This is a genomic window from Verrucomicrobiia bacterium, assembly GCA_035629175.1.
In the GTDB taxonomy this organism is placed as follows: domain Bacteria; phylum Verrucomicrobiota; class Verrucomicrobiia; order Limisphaerales; family DASXHY01; genus DASXHY01.
The window spans coordinates 43,061-54,918 of sequence record DASPIL010000023.1 but is presented as its reverse complement, the minus strand read 5'-3'; the positions used below and the strand labels follow the sequence as shown (position 1 = coordinate 54,918).

General features: G+C 58.8%; 12 protein-coding genes. 10 read left to right on the top strand and 2 right to left on the bottom strand.

All coding sequences use genetic code 11. The annotated features are described in order from the left end of the window. The first annotated feature begins 13 nt into the window (after positions 1 to 13). From VEH04_03865 to VEH04_03850, 4 genes are read left to right on the top strand one after another with little or no spacing between them, the layout of a single operon-like run. On the top strand, positions 14 to 829 hold the full coding sequence (locus tag VEH04_03865; protein ID HYG21894.1) for an AAA family ATPase: 816 nt from the start codon (positions 14 to 16) through the stop codon (positions 827 to 829). Beyond that, positions 826 to 1,362, top strand: a complete 537-nt coding sequence (locus VEH04_03860) for a hypothetical protein (GenBank protein HYG21893.1) — start codon at positions 826 to 828, stop codon at positions 1,360 to 1,362. Before VEH04_03865 ends, VEH04_03860 begins: the two co-directional genes overlap by 4 nt. Before the next feature lie 41 nt (positions 1,363 to 1,403). After that, positions 1,404 to 2,093 carry a CAAX prenyl protease-related protein gene (locus VEH04_03855; GenBank protein HYG21892.1) on the top strand — a complete coding sequence of 230 codons (690 nt, stop codon included), beginning with the start codon at positions 1,404 to 1,406 and terminating at the stop codon, positions 2,091 to 2,093. 22 nt (positions 2,094 to 2,115) lie between these two features. Then, positions 2,116 to 3,714 carry a class I SAM-dependent methyltransferase gene (locus tag VEH04_03850; GenBank protein ID HYG21891.1) on the top strand — a complete coding sequence of 533 codons (1,599 nt, stop codon included), beginning with the start codon at positions 2,116 to 2,118 and terminating at the stop codon, positions 3,712 to 3,714. Here the strand turns inward: VEH04_03850 and VEH04_03845 are convergent. Together VEH04_03845 and VEH04_03840 are read right to left on the bottom strand one after the other, a co-directional pair. Further along, positions 3,681 to 4,901: a hypothetical protein gene (locus VEH04_03845; protein ID HYG21890.1), complete on the bottom strand. Its 1,221-nt coding sequence runs from the start codon at positions 4,899 to 4,901 to the stop codon at positions 3,681 to 3,683. The genes VEH04_03850 and VEH04_03845 overlap by 34 nt on opposite strands. Positions 4,902 to 4,975: 74 nt before the next feature. Further along, entirely contained in the window at positions 4,976 to 6,178 is a 1,203-nt protein-coding gene (locus VEH04_03840; protein HYG21889.1) for a hypothetical protein, read from the bottom strand. A 218-nt stretch (positions 6,179 to 6,396) separates the two neighbouring features. Here VEH04_03840 and VEH04_03835 point away from each other — a divergent pair, with 218 nt between their 5' ends. From VEH04_03835 to hemA, 6 genes are all read left to right on the top strand, one after another. Then, positions 6,397 to 6,798 carry a VOC family protein gene (locus tag VEH04_03835; GenBank protein HYG21888.1) on the top strand — a complete coding sequence of 134 codons (402 nt, stop codon included), beginning with the start codon at positions 6,397 to 6,399 and terminating at the stop codon, positions 6,796 to 6,798. 69 nt (positions 6,799 to 6,867) lie between these two features. Then, positions 6,868 to 7,653: a dihydropteroate synthase gene (folP, locus tag VEH04_03830; protein HYG21887.1), complete on the top strand. Its 786-nt coding sequence runs from the start codon at positions 6,868 to 6,870 to the stop codon at positions 7,651 to 7,653. A gap of 1 nt (position 7,654) precedes the next feature. After that, positions 7,655 to 8,545: a diadenylate cyclase CdaA gene (cdaA, locus tag VEH04_03825; GenBank protein ID HYG21886.1), complete on the top strand. Its 891-nt coding sequence runs from the start codon at positions 7,655 to 7,657 to the stop codon at positions 8,543 to 8,545. Next, complete coding sequence (locus tag VEH04_03820; protein HYG21885.1) at positions 8,542 to 8,973, top strand: CdaR family protein; 432 nt, start codon at positions 8,542 to 8,544, stop codon at positions 8,971 to 8,973. Before cdaA ends, VEH04_03820 begins: the two co-directional genes overlap by 4 nt. Positions 8,974 to 8,986: 13 nt before the next feature. Then, the gene (gene glmM, locus VEH04_03815) at positions 8,987 to 10,369 is read left to right on the top strand and encodes a phosphoglucosamine mutase (protein ID HYG21884.1); all 1,383 of its coding nucleotides are present in this window, start codon (positions 8,987 to 8,989) and stop codon (positions 10,367 to 10,369) included. 309 nt (positions 10,370 to 10,678) lie between these two features. After that, positions 10,679 to 11,752: a glutamyl-tRNA reductase gene (hemA, locus tag VEH04_03810; protein ID HYG21883.1), complete on the top strand. Its 1,074-nt coding sequence runs from the start codon at positions 10,679 to 10,681 to the stop codon at positions 11,750 to 11,752. The last annotated feature ends 106 nt before the right edge of the window (positions 11,753 to 11,858 follow it).

Genomic DNA, 11,858 nt, shown 5'->3' with positions numbered 1-11,858 from the left:
CTGAACACTCCACGTGTACCTGGATTACTATGGCTTGTCAGAGATGCCGTTCGACATCACGCCGAACCCGCGCTTCCTTTTTTACAGCCCGAAGCATCGTGAAGCCTACAACCACCTGCTCTACGGCATTCGCGAGCGGAAAGGATTTGTCCAGCTCACGGGTGAGGTGGGCGCTGGAAAGACGACCCTTTGTCGCGCGATGCTCGAACAACTGGACGAGCATTATTCCACCGCCCTGATCTTGAATCCGGTCCTCAATGCGGACGAGCTGATGAAGGCGATCGCAATCGAGTTCGGCCTCGATGTGCGGGGAATGGACCGGCTCGATACCATTGCCAAGATCAACGATTTCCTGCTGTGGAATGTCGAACAAGGGAAGGAAACGGTTCTCATCATTGACGAGGCGCAGAACCTGACGGAGGAACTTCTCGAGCAGGTTCGCCTGTTATCGAACCTGGAAACCGACAATCGCAAGCTGTTGCAGATCGTGCTGATGGGACAGCCGGAATTGCGCGATCGCCTGAACAGCCACAGCCTTCGCCAGTTGCGCCAGCGCATCACGGTTCGCTACCACCTTTCGCCCCTGAGCCAGGCCGAGATCGGCCAGTACATCCAGCATCGATTGCAGGTTTCCGGGGCGCGCGGCGCACCGCGTTTCACCAAGGCCGCGTTGTGGCGGATACATCATTACACGGGCGGCGTCCCGCGCCTGGTCAATGCCGTATGCGACAAGGCGTTGCTCGCGGGGTTTGTGAATCATCGGGACGAATTGGGCTATCGCGTCGTGGGCGCGGCCATTCGGGAACTGGAGGGAGACATCGGAGTATGAGTTTGATCAATGACGCATTGCGGCGCGCCAAACAACAAACCGCGCAACCCGCCGGAAACCTGAACCTTCCGCTGCGACCTGCCGAAGCCCCTCCGCATTCGAACTCAGGAACAGGGATGCTGCTGATGCTGGGCTTTGTCGCAGTTCTCGTGGCAGCAGGCGCTGTCGTTCCGATGGTGATCAACAAACGCACGCCCTCAGAAACCTTGATCACCGCCTCGGTTCCAAAAAAAGCCGTGGAACCCATTCAGGCGGCCGCGATCGTTCCCGAACCTGTGGCTGAGCCCCTTGCCGCTGCATCGACGCCCGCTCCCGAGGTTGTGCCCCCGGTTGTTGAGCCAGTAGAGCCAAAAGCGCCGCCGCTGAAATTGAATGGCATCTTCTTCCACAGCGCAAAACCTTCGGCGATCATCAATGGAAAAACGGTGTACACCAACAGCGCCGTCGGCGAATACCGCGTTCAGGAGATCCAGCCGGGAAGCGTTCGCCTCGTGAGTGCGACGGGTACAAACGTGCTGAGCTTCGCAGAATAATTTTCTTGGCGTTCATGCGGCCTCGGCGATGATTTGGCCCGATGAATCCACTCAGGGCGAAAATCGAGCAGTCGGCAATACACGCGCGGTTCGTGCCGTTCTTCGTTTTCCTCATTATCACCAGCTTGGGTGGAATGATGGGCGGCAACGCGATGTTCTGGCTCTATGCCGTGAAAGTAGTCCTCGGCGCATGGATGATCTGGGTGATGCGGCCGATCGTGCGGGAGATGCGATGGGCCTTCAGCTGGGAAGCGGTCGTCGTCGGTGCCGTCATCTTTGTCGTCTGGGTCGGAATCGATCCCTACGTTCCGCGCAACACGTTGTTCTTTGATGACACCGCGGACAGCGTGTGGAATCCGTTCGAACGTTTCGGCGCGGAAAGCATGGTTGCCTGGAGCCTGATTGTGATCCGCATCTTCGGCATGACCGTGGTGGTGCCGCCCCTCGAAGAAGTATTCTATCGCTCATTCCTGTACCGGTATTCGGTGAGGACCGACTTCGAGAACATGCCCCTGAACCGCTTTCATCCCACTGCGTTCATCGTGATCGCAATCCTGTTCGGCCTGGTGCATTTCCAATGGCTTGCGGGAATCATCTGCGGCATGGCGTATCAGGGGCTCGTGCTGCGCAAGAACCGCCTGGGCGATGCAATGACCGCGCACGCGATCACGAATTTCCTGTTGGGAGTGTATGTCGTCTGGAAGGGCGGTGCCGCCTGGAAATTCTTCTAGGACCTTGCGGGTTCCCGGCCCGATGCTTCCGCTGCTGCTATTCGAAGACGACCACCTGCTGGTGATCAACAAGCCGGCGGGAATGAACACGCACGCGCCGTCGCCGTTCGCCGGCGAAGGCATCTACGAGTGGTTGAAGCATCGCGAAAGCCGTTGGGCACACCTTGGCCTGCAGCATCGTCTCGACAAGGAAACAAGCGGAGTCCTGGTGTTCGGCAAGACCGCGCTCGCCAATCGTTCGCTCACGGAACAATTCACGCAGCGCGTCGTTCGCAAAACGTACGCGCTGCTGACCGACCGGCCAGTTGCACGTGAATGCGTGGTGAAATCAAACATCACGCGCGCGGGCGATCGCTACGTCAGCGCCACAATCGGGGACGCTGCGGAAACTCGCTTCCGACCCGCACCACCCGCCGCGGATTCCATTCTATTCAGTGTCGAGGCGGAACCTGTTACGGGCAGAACGCACCAAATCCGCGTTCACGCAGCTGAAAAAGGTTTTCCGATCCTCGGCGACTCGTTGTACGGAGGATCGCCGTTTTCGCGCGTTTGCCTCCACGCAGCCGAATTAAAACTTTGCCATCCGCTCGACGGACGGGAGCTGCTCTTTTCCGCGGCCGCGGATTTTGACACAGATCCGCGCGCTGCACTGCGGCGGGCTGTCATTAATTCCGACGAGACGAACGCGTTTCGATGCATTCACGGGGCGGGCGATGGCTGGCCTGGATGGTATGTTGACCAACTGGGGGCGTTCGTTTTGTCGCAGGCGCCGTTTGGCCTCGACCCGCAACGCCAGGAGCTGTTGCCGTTGGTCGGCTTTCAACCCGCTGCGGTTGCGGAGCGTGGAATCTATCACAAGGTGCTCGATCGGCAGGTTCGGCGGAGTCGCATATCCGACGCATCCCCACGATGGGTTCAGGGGTCTCTTGCTCCGGAACGTTTTGTGATTCGCGAAAACGGCGTGCAGTTCGAGATGAGTTTTGCCGAAGGCTACTCCACGGGTCTGTTTTTGGATCAACGCGATAACCGGCGGCGGCTGCTCAATGGCCATGTCGCAGCAGGATTCGAACTCTCCCCGCCGTCCCGCAGCGCGGATCCGTTAAAGGTGTTGAACGCATTCGCCTACACTTGCGGATTCTCGGTGTGCGCGGCGAAGACAGGCGCGCGCACGACGAGCCTTGATCTCTCGCGCAAGTATCTGGAATGGGGAAAGCGCAACTTCCTGTTGAACGATCTTGACCCCGCGGAACACAACTTCATTTATGGCGATGCATTCGAATGGTTCCGTCGGCTGGCCAAGAAAGGCCGGGGCTTTGACGTGATCATTCTCGACCCGCCCACCTTTTCACAGTCCAAGGAGAGCGGGATCTTTCGTGCGGAGAAGGATTTTGGGAAGCTGGTCAGCGCAGCCTTGCCGCTGCTCCAATCCGGCGGTGTGCTCCTGGCATCGACAAACGCCGCGGAGTGGGCGCCCGAAGAATTCCTGGAACAGGTTGCGGACGCGATAGCAAAGGCAGGAAGACGGGTTTTGCAGCAGCATTACGTTCCGCAGCCGCCGGATTTTCCAATCCCGAAATCAGAGCCCGCCTATCTTAAGACAGCCTGGCTGCGGGTGGGTTGAGGGACGGGTTCGCGGTTGAGTGACCGCGTGATGAGGCTTGTTGGGTGACGTTCTGCACGCCGCGAAAGCTTCAAGGCCACGGCAAGGCCGATGAGCGCGGCAACACTTGCAATTGCAAACCAAACCCATCGCGGGCTCGCTTCCGCCGGTTCGGCAATAATTTCAACTCGTTCCGCACCCTGCGAAACCGAAGCATTCTCAATCGTCAAAATTGGATTCGCTATCGACGCGGGGGCCGCTGCTTGAATAGGTGAAACGGGCAGTGCGGGTGATTCAGCTTCGACAGGCACAGGCGCATGAACGACGGCTTCCGACTGCGCCGCAGCAGGAGCAGGAGGAGGAGGAACGGCTGCGAGAGAGGGCGTCGCAACGCTTGAAATCGTATTGGAATGCAGCGCCACCAGCGCAGACATCGGTTGCAATTCAGGCAACGATGCACCGGCAGGTGCGGCGGCAGCCTCGGCTTTCTTTCCTGAGATAATCAAACTCGGAACAGGTTCGGGAGTGGGACGGCGATTCGTTTCGGGTTGAACCGTTTTAACAACAGGTGCAGGCGCGGGTCGCGGTGCAACGCGCGGCAGGTCGGGAAGTTCCAGGGGAAACGGAGGGGTGTTGACCATGTGGGACGTAATCCTGCCTCTCTCCGCGCGAAGCACCGTCACGAATGGCATGTTGGCTTCCATCTGCTGCGCCCGCCAAGCTGTGTATTCCGCTTTGATCTGCGCATCGAAGGAAGTTCCGAGATTGGCCGAGGATCCCTCGGTAATCAGAACGATTGTGATCAGCTCGGAATCCTGGACGACATCCTGCAGGTCCTGCACGAGAACCCCGGGGAACGATTCACGGTCGTGCTTCTGGTCGCCGAGAAAGGCAAGGACTCGCGTTGCGATTTCACGCGGGCGGTCACCTGTCCAGTGTTGCAGCGGAAAGCTGCCTGTGTGCAGTGCGTCGCCGAACGTCCAGACACCCAGCGTGTCGCCGCGGCGCAACTGCCCGTTCATCCCGCTGGCGATAAGATTCGCGGCGATATGACGCGCGGCTTCGGCTCGCCGCTGCATGGGCCGCGACGTTTCAACGATCAAAAGCCAGCGATTCGACGAAAGCTCTTGCGCCTGCGCTGCACCTGGAAGCCAGTTCGCGAGAACGAGGAATCCAAAAATAAATCGCTTCAGGATTTGATAAATCATGCCGGTACGCATGCATTGCATCGGAGCAAAACCGCGCAGGGTTAAGGCATTCCGCCACCCCTGACAGCTGTGTTTCAACCTCCAAAAGCACCGAAGATACGCTGAAAGCCGCGCCAGCGGTTGGGCTGTTGCGGACTGAAGAGCAAACGACGTGCGTGATCCAGATCCATCTGCATCAGGAACCCGATGCTGTGCGCCCCTCGGCCACTGCTGCGGATTGCATCGATTCCATAGGCGTAGCCAACCATCACCTTGACCGACGAAGCCTGGTAAAGGATTCCGGCGCCCACTCCGGAATGCCACTGGCCGGGTTGTTCCAGCCCATCCAGATAATCGACACCTGCTGTCGCTGCGACCAGATTGGCCGACCACTTCCCCTTGGAGTCCAGGGCGACCGTATAATTTCCTCCGAGCATTACGAAGTGTTCGGCGCTGATTTCCTGATAATAGTAGCCAGGCAGGCTGAGTGGAAATTCGGACACGAGAGGCAGCAGCGCGCCCAATCGATAGGCGCTGAATCGATCGGCATCGATGCTCGTTCCCCCTGTGAGATTGATGTAGAAGCTTTGGCCCGAGTTCGTGAATGTGTAAGCCAGCAGGGCCTGACCCCAGAAAAGGTGCGACATGTCTTCCATGCTGCGGTCGCCACGAGGATTGACGCCCGTGTATCCGTAGCGGCCATGTTCCCCGCGGAACTGGCCCTCGTACCAGACGGAAAGTTCCATGGCGAGTGAGGGGAAGAGAATTGGCTCCTGGCCGCCCCAACGTAATCCCGTCCGAATTCCCGCCCAGGGATGATCCTCAGGAAGCGGGAACGTGCGCGCCGTGGAATCATCCTCTTCATACGCGGTGTAATGCACCAGGCCGCGCATGACACCGTTCAGCGGAATCTGCTGCCCTGGGTTGAAGCAGTGATAGAGACTGGCCGAAATTTCACCGCCGTGTCCCACAAATGATTCGCGAGGGATGAAGGTTCCCCGGCGGATTTCATCATAGCTGTCCGCAAACCCGCCCCCCGCAATTCCAATCCCGAGATCGGTGTTCTCGCCCAGCACTTCGCGGATTCCGAGTTCCGCGTCAACGTAGGTCGGGGCAATTGCCATGCGCAACGCAAGGTTCGTTTGCATGAAGTGCGGAATGTTGCGGTAGTAAAACGCGTAGGCTGAGAGCGGCGCATGGCCCTGGAACGCGGCGTTGTAGCCGAGCTGGATCATCTGGCGCGGCATGGGATCAATCTGAGCCCAGGTCCCCGCGGGAACCATAATGCCGGCTGCCAAAAAAAGTATGCGAAACCAGCCCACTGTATAATGCACGGCGCCTTGGTATTAAAAAGCAACGGGCGCAGCAAGGGGTTTGATGCCCCACGACGACTGGGGAACCTTCCTCTCAAACGTGCGCATCCTGTTTTCGCCGGATGAATACGGAGCGCGCGCGAACCAGGTCGAGTTTCTGAATTCCCCTTCTCACATCAGCGTTCTGCCCGTATGGTGTCGCCATGAGCAAGGCGACGAAACTGTTGCATACGCGATATCGTGTGAACGACCTGGACCGCACCGTTCAATTCTACAAGAACGTGTTGGGGCTGGAGGAGGTCCGGCGCCACCGCTCTCCGCGTGGTTCAGAACTGGTGTTCCTGAAGGCGCCGCAAAGCGACGAGTTGATTGAGATCACTCACTTTCCTGGCAGTGGACCGGTTCAGGTTCAACCTGATCTCACGCACCTCGCTTTTGAAGTCGAAGATCTGGTGGAGTTCGGGCGGCACCTGGAATCGCAGGGTCTGAAGTTTTCAGACGGACCCACCACGAGTTCGACCGGCACAACATTCGCCTTTGTTGACGCGCCCGAGGGATACGAGATCGAGCTGATCCAAAAGTCGCAATCTGGCGCTGGCTACTAGGCCGTTCCTTCCTCCATGCTGCTCCGCGCGGGTCCATTTGAACTGCAGTTCCCCAGGCCCGCGCTCATCATGGGAATCGTCAACGTCACGCCCGATTCCTTTTCAGATGGCGGCCGTTTTCTCGACGCGAACCTGGCAATTGATCGCGCGCGAGATTTGATCCGGGAGGGCGCGGAGATCATCGACATCGGAGGTGAATCCTCCCGCCCGCGAGCCCATCCCGTTCCGGAACGCGAAGAGCTGCGGCGCGTGTTGCCTGTCATTGAAGCGCTTGCGGCGGAAACCAGGTGTCCACTCTCGATCGACACAATGAAGCCGGCCGTGGCTGAAGCCGCAGTGAAAGCGGGTGCATCGATCATCAATGACATCGCAGCCAATCGTGATGACGATCGGATGTGGCGCGTGGCGGCAGCAACGGGCGCGGCGTATGTGTGTATGCACATGCAAGGCACGCCACAGACGATGCAGCAGCACCCGCACTACAAAGACGTGGTCGACGAAGTTCGCAGCTTCTTTTCCGACCGGCTGCAGCGACTGAACGATTGCGGAGTGCGTGCAGAGCAAGTTATATTCGACATCGGAATTGGGTTTGGAAAATCGCTGGAGCACAATCTGCAGCTGCTCGGCGCCCTGGAAGCGTTTCAGCAGTTCAACCGGCCGATGTTGCTGGGAGTGTCCCGAAAATCCTTCATCGGCAAGTTGCTGGGAGCCCCGCTCCGCGATCGATTGCCCGCGTCGCTCGCCTGCACATGCGCCGCGGTCCGATCCGGGGTTCAGATCATTCGGACGCACGACGTCGCTGCAACAGTGCAGGCGGTGCGAATGACCGAGGCCATTGTTAACGTCAGGAAATAAGTTGGACCGACTCAGAGACATCATTGTGGATGGCTGGCAGGCCGGATTGGAAATTCTGATCCTGACCGTAGCGATCTACTATGCCTTGCGGTTTATTCGCGGGACACGCGGATGGGCTGTGGTCACCGGGTTCCTGGTGGTTTTCCTGACCTTCGTTCTCGTGACCTTCCTGCTTGAACTCGAAGTGCTGCGCTGGCTGCTCGTGTCGTTCCTCGCTTTCTTCAGCGTATCCGTCGTCGTGATCTTCCAACCGGAATTGCGCAGGATGCTCGCTGAACTCGGCAATCTCCCGATGTTTACAACTGCCCACGAACAGCGTGAAAGCATCGAGGTCATCATTCAAACATCCGAACGCCTCTCGGAAGTGCGCATCGGAGCGCTGATCGCAATTGAACAATCCATCCAACTGCAGGAGGCGGTGGAATCCGGAATCGCGGTGAACTGTGACGCGACGCCGGAGATGCTTGAAGCCATTTTCTTCCCAAATAATGCCATTCACGATGGCGGCGTAATCATCAAGGGCGACAAGATTGCGTTTGCGGCGTGTATTTTCCCGCTGACGCAAAGACAGGATCTCAGCAAATCGCTCGGGACGCGGCATCGCGCGGCAATCGGATTGAGCGAGGAAACCGATGCAATTGTCGTTGTGGTCTCCGAAGAGACGGGCGCCGTTTCTTACGCATACAAGGGGAATCTGGTCCGCGGGGTCACGATGGAAGCGCTGCGATCCTTCCTTACATCGCTGCTCGTGAACCCGGCGAAGTCACGAAAGTGGCTCGAGCTGATTCGCTCGTGGCGCAAAGAACGGACCGCGCCCGGGCCTGTCGTGCTTGCCGGTTCAGATTCCCCGGAAACGCCGCGCGATACCACCCCGAGCACCCTTGCGAAATGATCGACCTGCTGCGCCACATCCTCTTCCGCGATTTCTGGCTGAAGCTCCTTTCGACAGTCTTCGCGGTCATCATCTGGATCTCCGTTTCCAAGCTCTTTCTCCGGCGCGAAGTCACGCCTGTCATTGGAACCTTCGGCACCCACATGATCGAGCAGGTGTATCGGGAAATTCCAATCCTTGTTCGCGTTCCCGCAGCCGAGGCGCGCTCGGTCAGCGTTGAACCCAATCGCGTGGAGATCACGGTGCGCGGCGAAACCGCTTTGATGCAAAAGCTTCGGCGGCAGGATATCCACGCTGAGATCGACCTGACTGGTATCAGCTCGGCAAACTCCCTCCGCAAGCAGATCGAGGTAAGACTTCCCAACGGCCTCGTGGCTACGCGCGTCGCTCCTGGCGATGTGGAGGTCATTGTACCGCCGCAGAATTGAATCGCTTTCCACTATGAGTTCATCCCGAAAAATATTCGGCACCGATGGGGTGCGCGGAACTGCAAATATCGAACCCGTCACGGCGGAAACCGCGTTGAAGCTTGGCCGCGCCGCGGCGCACGTTTTCAAAAACCTCGAATCGCAGGCGCGCGGACGCGGACGCCACAAGATCGTCATCGGCAAAGACACGCGCCTGTCCGGCTACATGCTGGAAAACGCCCTTTCCTCAGGCGTGCTGTCGATGGGCGTCGACGTCCTGTTCATCGGGCCGCTTCCCACTCCAGGCGTGGCTTACGTGACCCGCAGCCTTCGCGCAGACGCGGGAATTGCGATCACCGCGTCGCACAATCCGTATGCTGATAATGGAATCAAGTTCTTCCGGGCCGACGGATACAAACTGGACGACCAGATTGAAGCGGAGATTGAGAACCTGGTGTTCAGCGGTGAGATCGAAACCATTCGCCCGACGGCAGAGGCAATCGGAAAAGCGGTTCGCATCGAGGATGCCCTGGGTCGCTACATTGAGTATGCCAAGTCGTCGTTCCCGCGCGGCCAGACGCTGGAGGGATTGAAGGTGGTCGTCGATTGCGGACATGGCGCCGCCTACAAGGCAACACCCTGCGTCCTGCGTGAGCTGGGCGCGGAGGTCTTCGTTTATGGCAACGAGCCGGACGGCATGAACATCAACAAGGATTGCGGTTCAATGCATCCTGAATTGATCTGCAAAAAAGTCCGCGAACACGGCGCCGCCCTCGGCATCGCCCACGACGGTGATGCGGATCGGGTGATCCTTTGCGATGAATCCGGGGCATTGATCGATGGCGACGACATCATGGCTATCGCATCATTGGACATGCTCGCACAGGGCACCTTGAGCCAGAACACACTTGTCAGCACGGTGATGAGCAATGCCGGGCTGGACGCAGCGATCAAGAGTGCGGGGGGCCGCCTGATTCGCACGGCTGTGGGCGACAAGAACGTGATCGATGAAATGCTTCGCCATGGATTCAACCTGGGCGGCGAGCAGAGCGGGCACATGATTTTCCGCGATTACAGCTCAACGGGCGACGGACTCGTTTCAGCGCTGCAGATTTTGCGTATCATGAAGGCCAAGGGACAGTCCCTGTCGCAACTGGCCCGCTGCTGGACGCGTTTCCCGCAACTCGTCACCAATGTGCGTGTGAGGGAGAAGAAGCCGTTTGAGCAGCTCGACGGACTGGCCGCGCTGGTCAATGACGCTGAGAAGGAACTCCAGTCGCAAGGCGGCCGCATTCTCCTGCGCTACTCCGGGACCGAACCGAAAGCGCGTTTGCTCGTGGAAGGCCGGGAAGAAGCAACGCTCAAAAAATGGTCTGATGTGATCTGCGGCCTCCTGCGCAAACACATTGGCGCCTGAGAGGCGCTTGGCCTTGTGTGGGCTGGGAGGAAGCAAGATACGGCAATTGTTTGGCAAGTCATGGCGAGGCGCTCAGGGGGCGCCTTACTAGATTTGCCTCATGAACAGCCGACGCCCGAGCAAGTGCACGCGACAAGAGCTGGCTGCTGCCCTCGGCACTGACGCCAGCTTGGCTGTTCTTCCCAACCCTGACACCTTTCCCGCGCAGCGTAGCCTGCCAGGTTCGGGCGTCCTGACACCCACAGTGATGGATTGCAGGAAGCCGGTTCGCTGCGCGCGGTCCTTGAACTCCGTCCCCCAAGCGGCCATATGAGAATCTTCATCGCCGGTCTCAGCTTCAAAACCGCGCCTGTCGAGATCCGCGAGCAAATTGCAGTGCACGCGTCGCGCCTCCAGTGTCATGGCTGCCGCCTGAAGCTGAGCGCCCAATTGGATGAGGTCGTCCTTCTCTCCACGTGCAACCGCGTAGAGATCTACGGCGTGACCCGCAATCCGCGCACCCAGTTAAACACCCTCTTCCAGCACCTCTCCGCGAGCAGGATCGACTTCTCACCCTATCTTTACATCAAGGAGGGCTCCGAAGCGGTGCAACACCTTTACTCTGTCGCCAGCGGACTGGATTCCATGGTGATTGGTGAAACGGAAATCACCGGCCAGCTCAAGCAAGCTTACCAGGCCGCCTGCGATGCGCACCTGACCGGAAAAGTGCTCAACCGCGCTTTCCAAACCGCTTTGCAGACAGCCAAGGAGATCCGCACCCGCACCGGAATCGGCAGGGGCGCCACCTCTGTCGGCAGTGTTGCCGTCGAATTGGCCGAACGCATCTTCGACCAGGATTTTTCCGACAAGACCATAATGATCATTGGCGCGGGCAAGATGGGAGAAGCCTGCGTGCGACATCTGAGCAAAAAGGGTGTGCGCTCAGTGCTGGTTTCGAATCGCTCGTTCGACCGCGCCCAAAATCTTGCGTCGGAGTTCGGCGGACGCGCCATCCGCTTTGACGATTGCCTTCCCGCGATGGAACAGGCCGACATCGTTGTCACATCGACTGGCTGCCCCCACACGATCCTTCACCGAGAAGAAATAGAGCGTGTGATGCAGGCACGACGCAATCGCTCCCTTGTTCTCATCGATATCGCGGTGCCGCGCGATATCGCTGCCGACGTGCAGCAGGTGAGCAATGTTTATTTGTACGACGTGGATGATCTCGAAGTAATCGTGCGCGAGAACATGCGCCTGCGTCAGCAGGAGCTGGGACGATGCGAGGAAATTATCAGCTCCCGTGCGAATGACCTCTTGCGTCGGTTCACGGCTCCGGCCGTTCGTCCCGTTCCTGCAAACGTTGAACTCGCCTTTCTTGAGCCCGCTGTTTGCGCCGGCTGAAACTTGTCCGCTTGTCCTCCTGCACAGGCTGGCTTCGAATGGCCTGCGTCCTGCCCGTCCGCTGCATAACCAACGTTGATCCAACGCATGTTGCTGTCGCGTACGC

Excerpts from the sequence above, each read along its gene's own strand:
- VEH04_03860 (HYG21893.1), top strand. The coding sequence starts at position 826 with ATGAGTTTGATCAATGACGCATTGCGGCGCGCCAAACAACAAACCGCG.
- VEH04_03855 (HYG21892.1), top strand. The coding sequence starts at position 1,404 with ATGAATCCACTCAGGGCGAAAATCGAGCAGTCGGCAATACACGCGCGG.
- VEH04_03850 (HYG21891.1), top strand. The coding sequence starts at position 2,116 with ATGCTTCCGCTGCTGCTATTCGAAGACGACCACCTGCTGGTGATCAAC.
- VEH04_03845 (HYG21890.1), bottom strand. The coding sequence starts at position 4,901 with ATGATTTATCAAATCCTGAAGCGATTTATTTTTGGATTCCTCGTTCTC.
- VEH04_03835 (HYG21888.1), top strand. The coding sequence starts at position 6,397 with ATGAGCAAGGCGACGAAACTGTTGCATACGCGATATCGTGTGAACGAC.
- folP (HYG21887.1), top strand. The coding sequence starts at position 6,868 with ATGGGAATCGTCAACGTCACGCCCGATTCCTTTTCAGATGGCGGCCGT.
- VEH04_03820 (HYG21885.1), top strand. The coding sequence starts at position 8,542 with ATGATCGACCTGCTGCGCCACATCCTCTTCCGCGATTTCTGGCTGAAG.
- glmM (HYG21884.1), top strand. The coding sequence starts at position 8,987 with ATGAGTTCATCCCGAAAAATATTCGGCACCGATGGGGTGCGCGGAACT.
- hemA (HYG21883.1), top strand. The coding sequence starts at position 10,679 with ATGAGAATCTTCATCGCCGGTCTCAGCTTCAAAACCGCGCCTGTCGAG.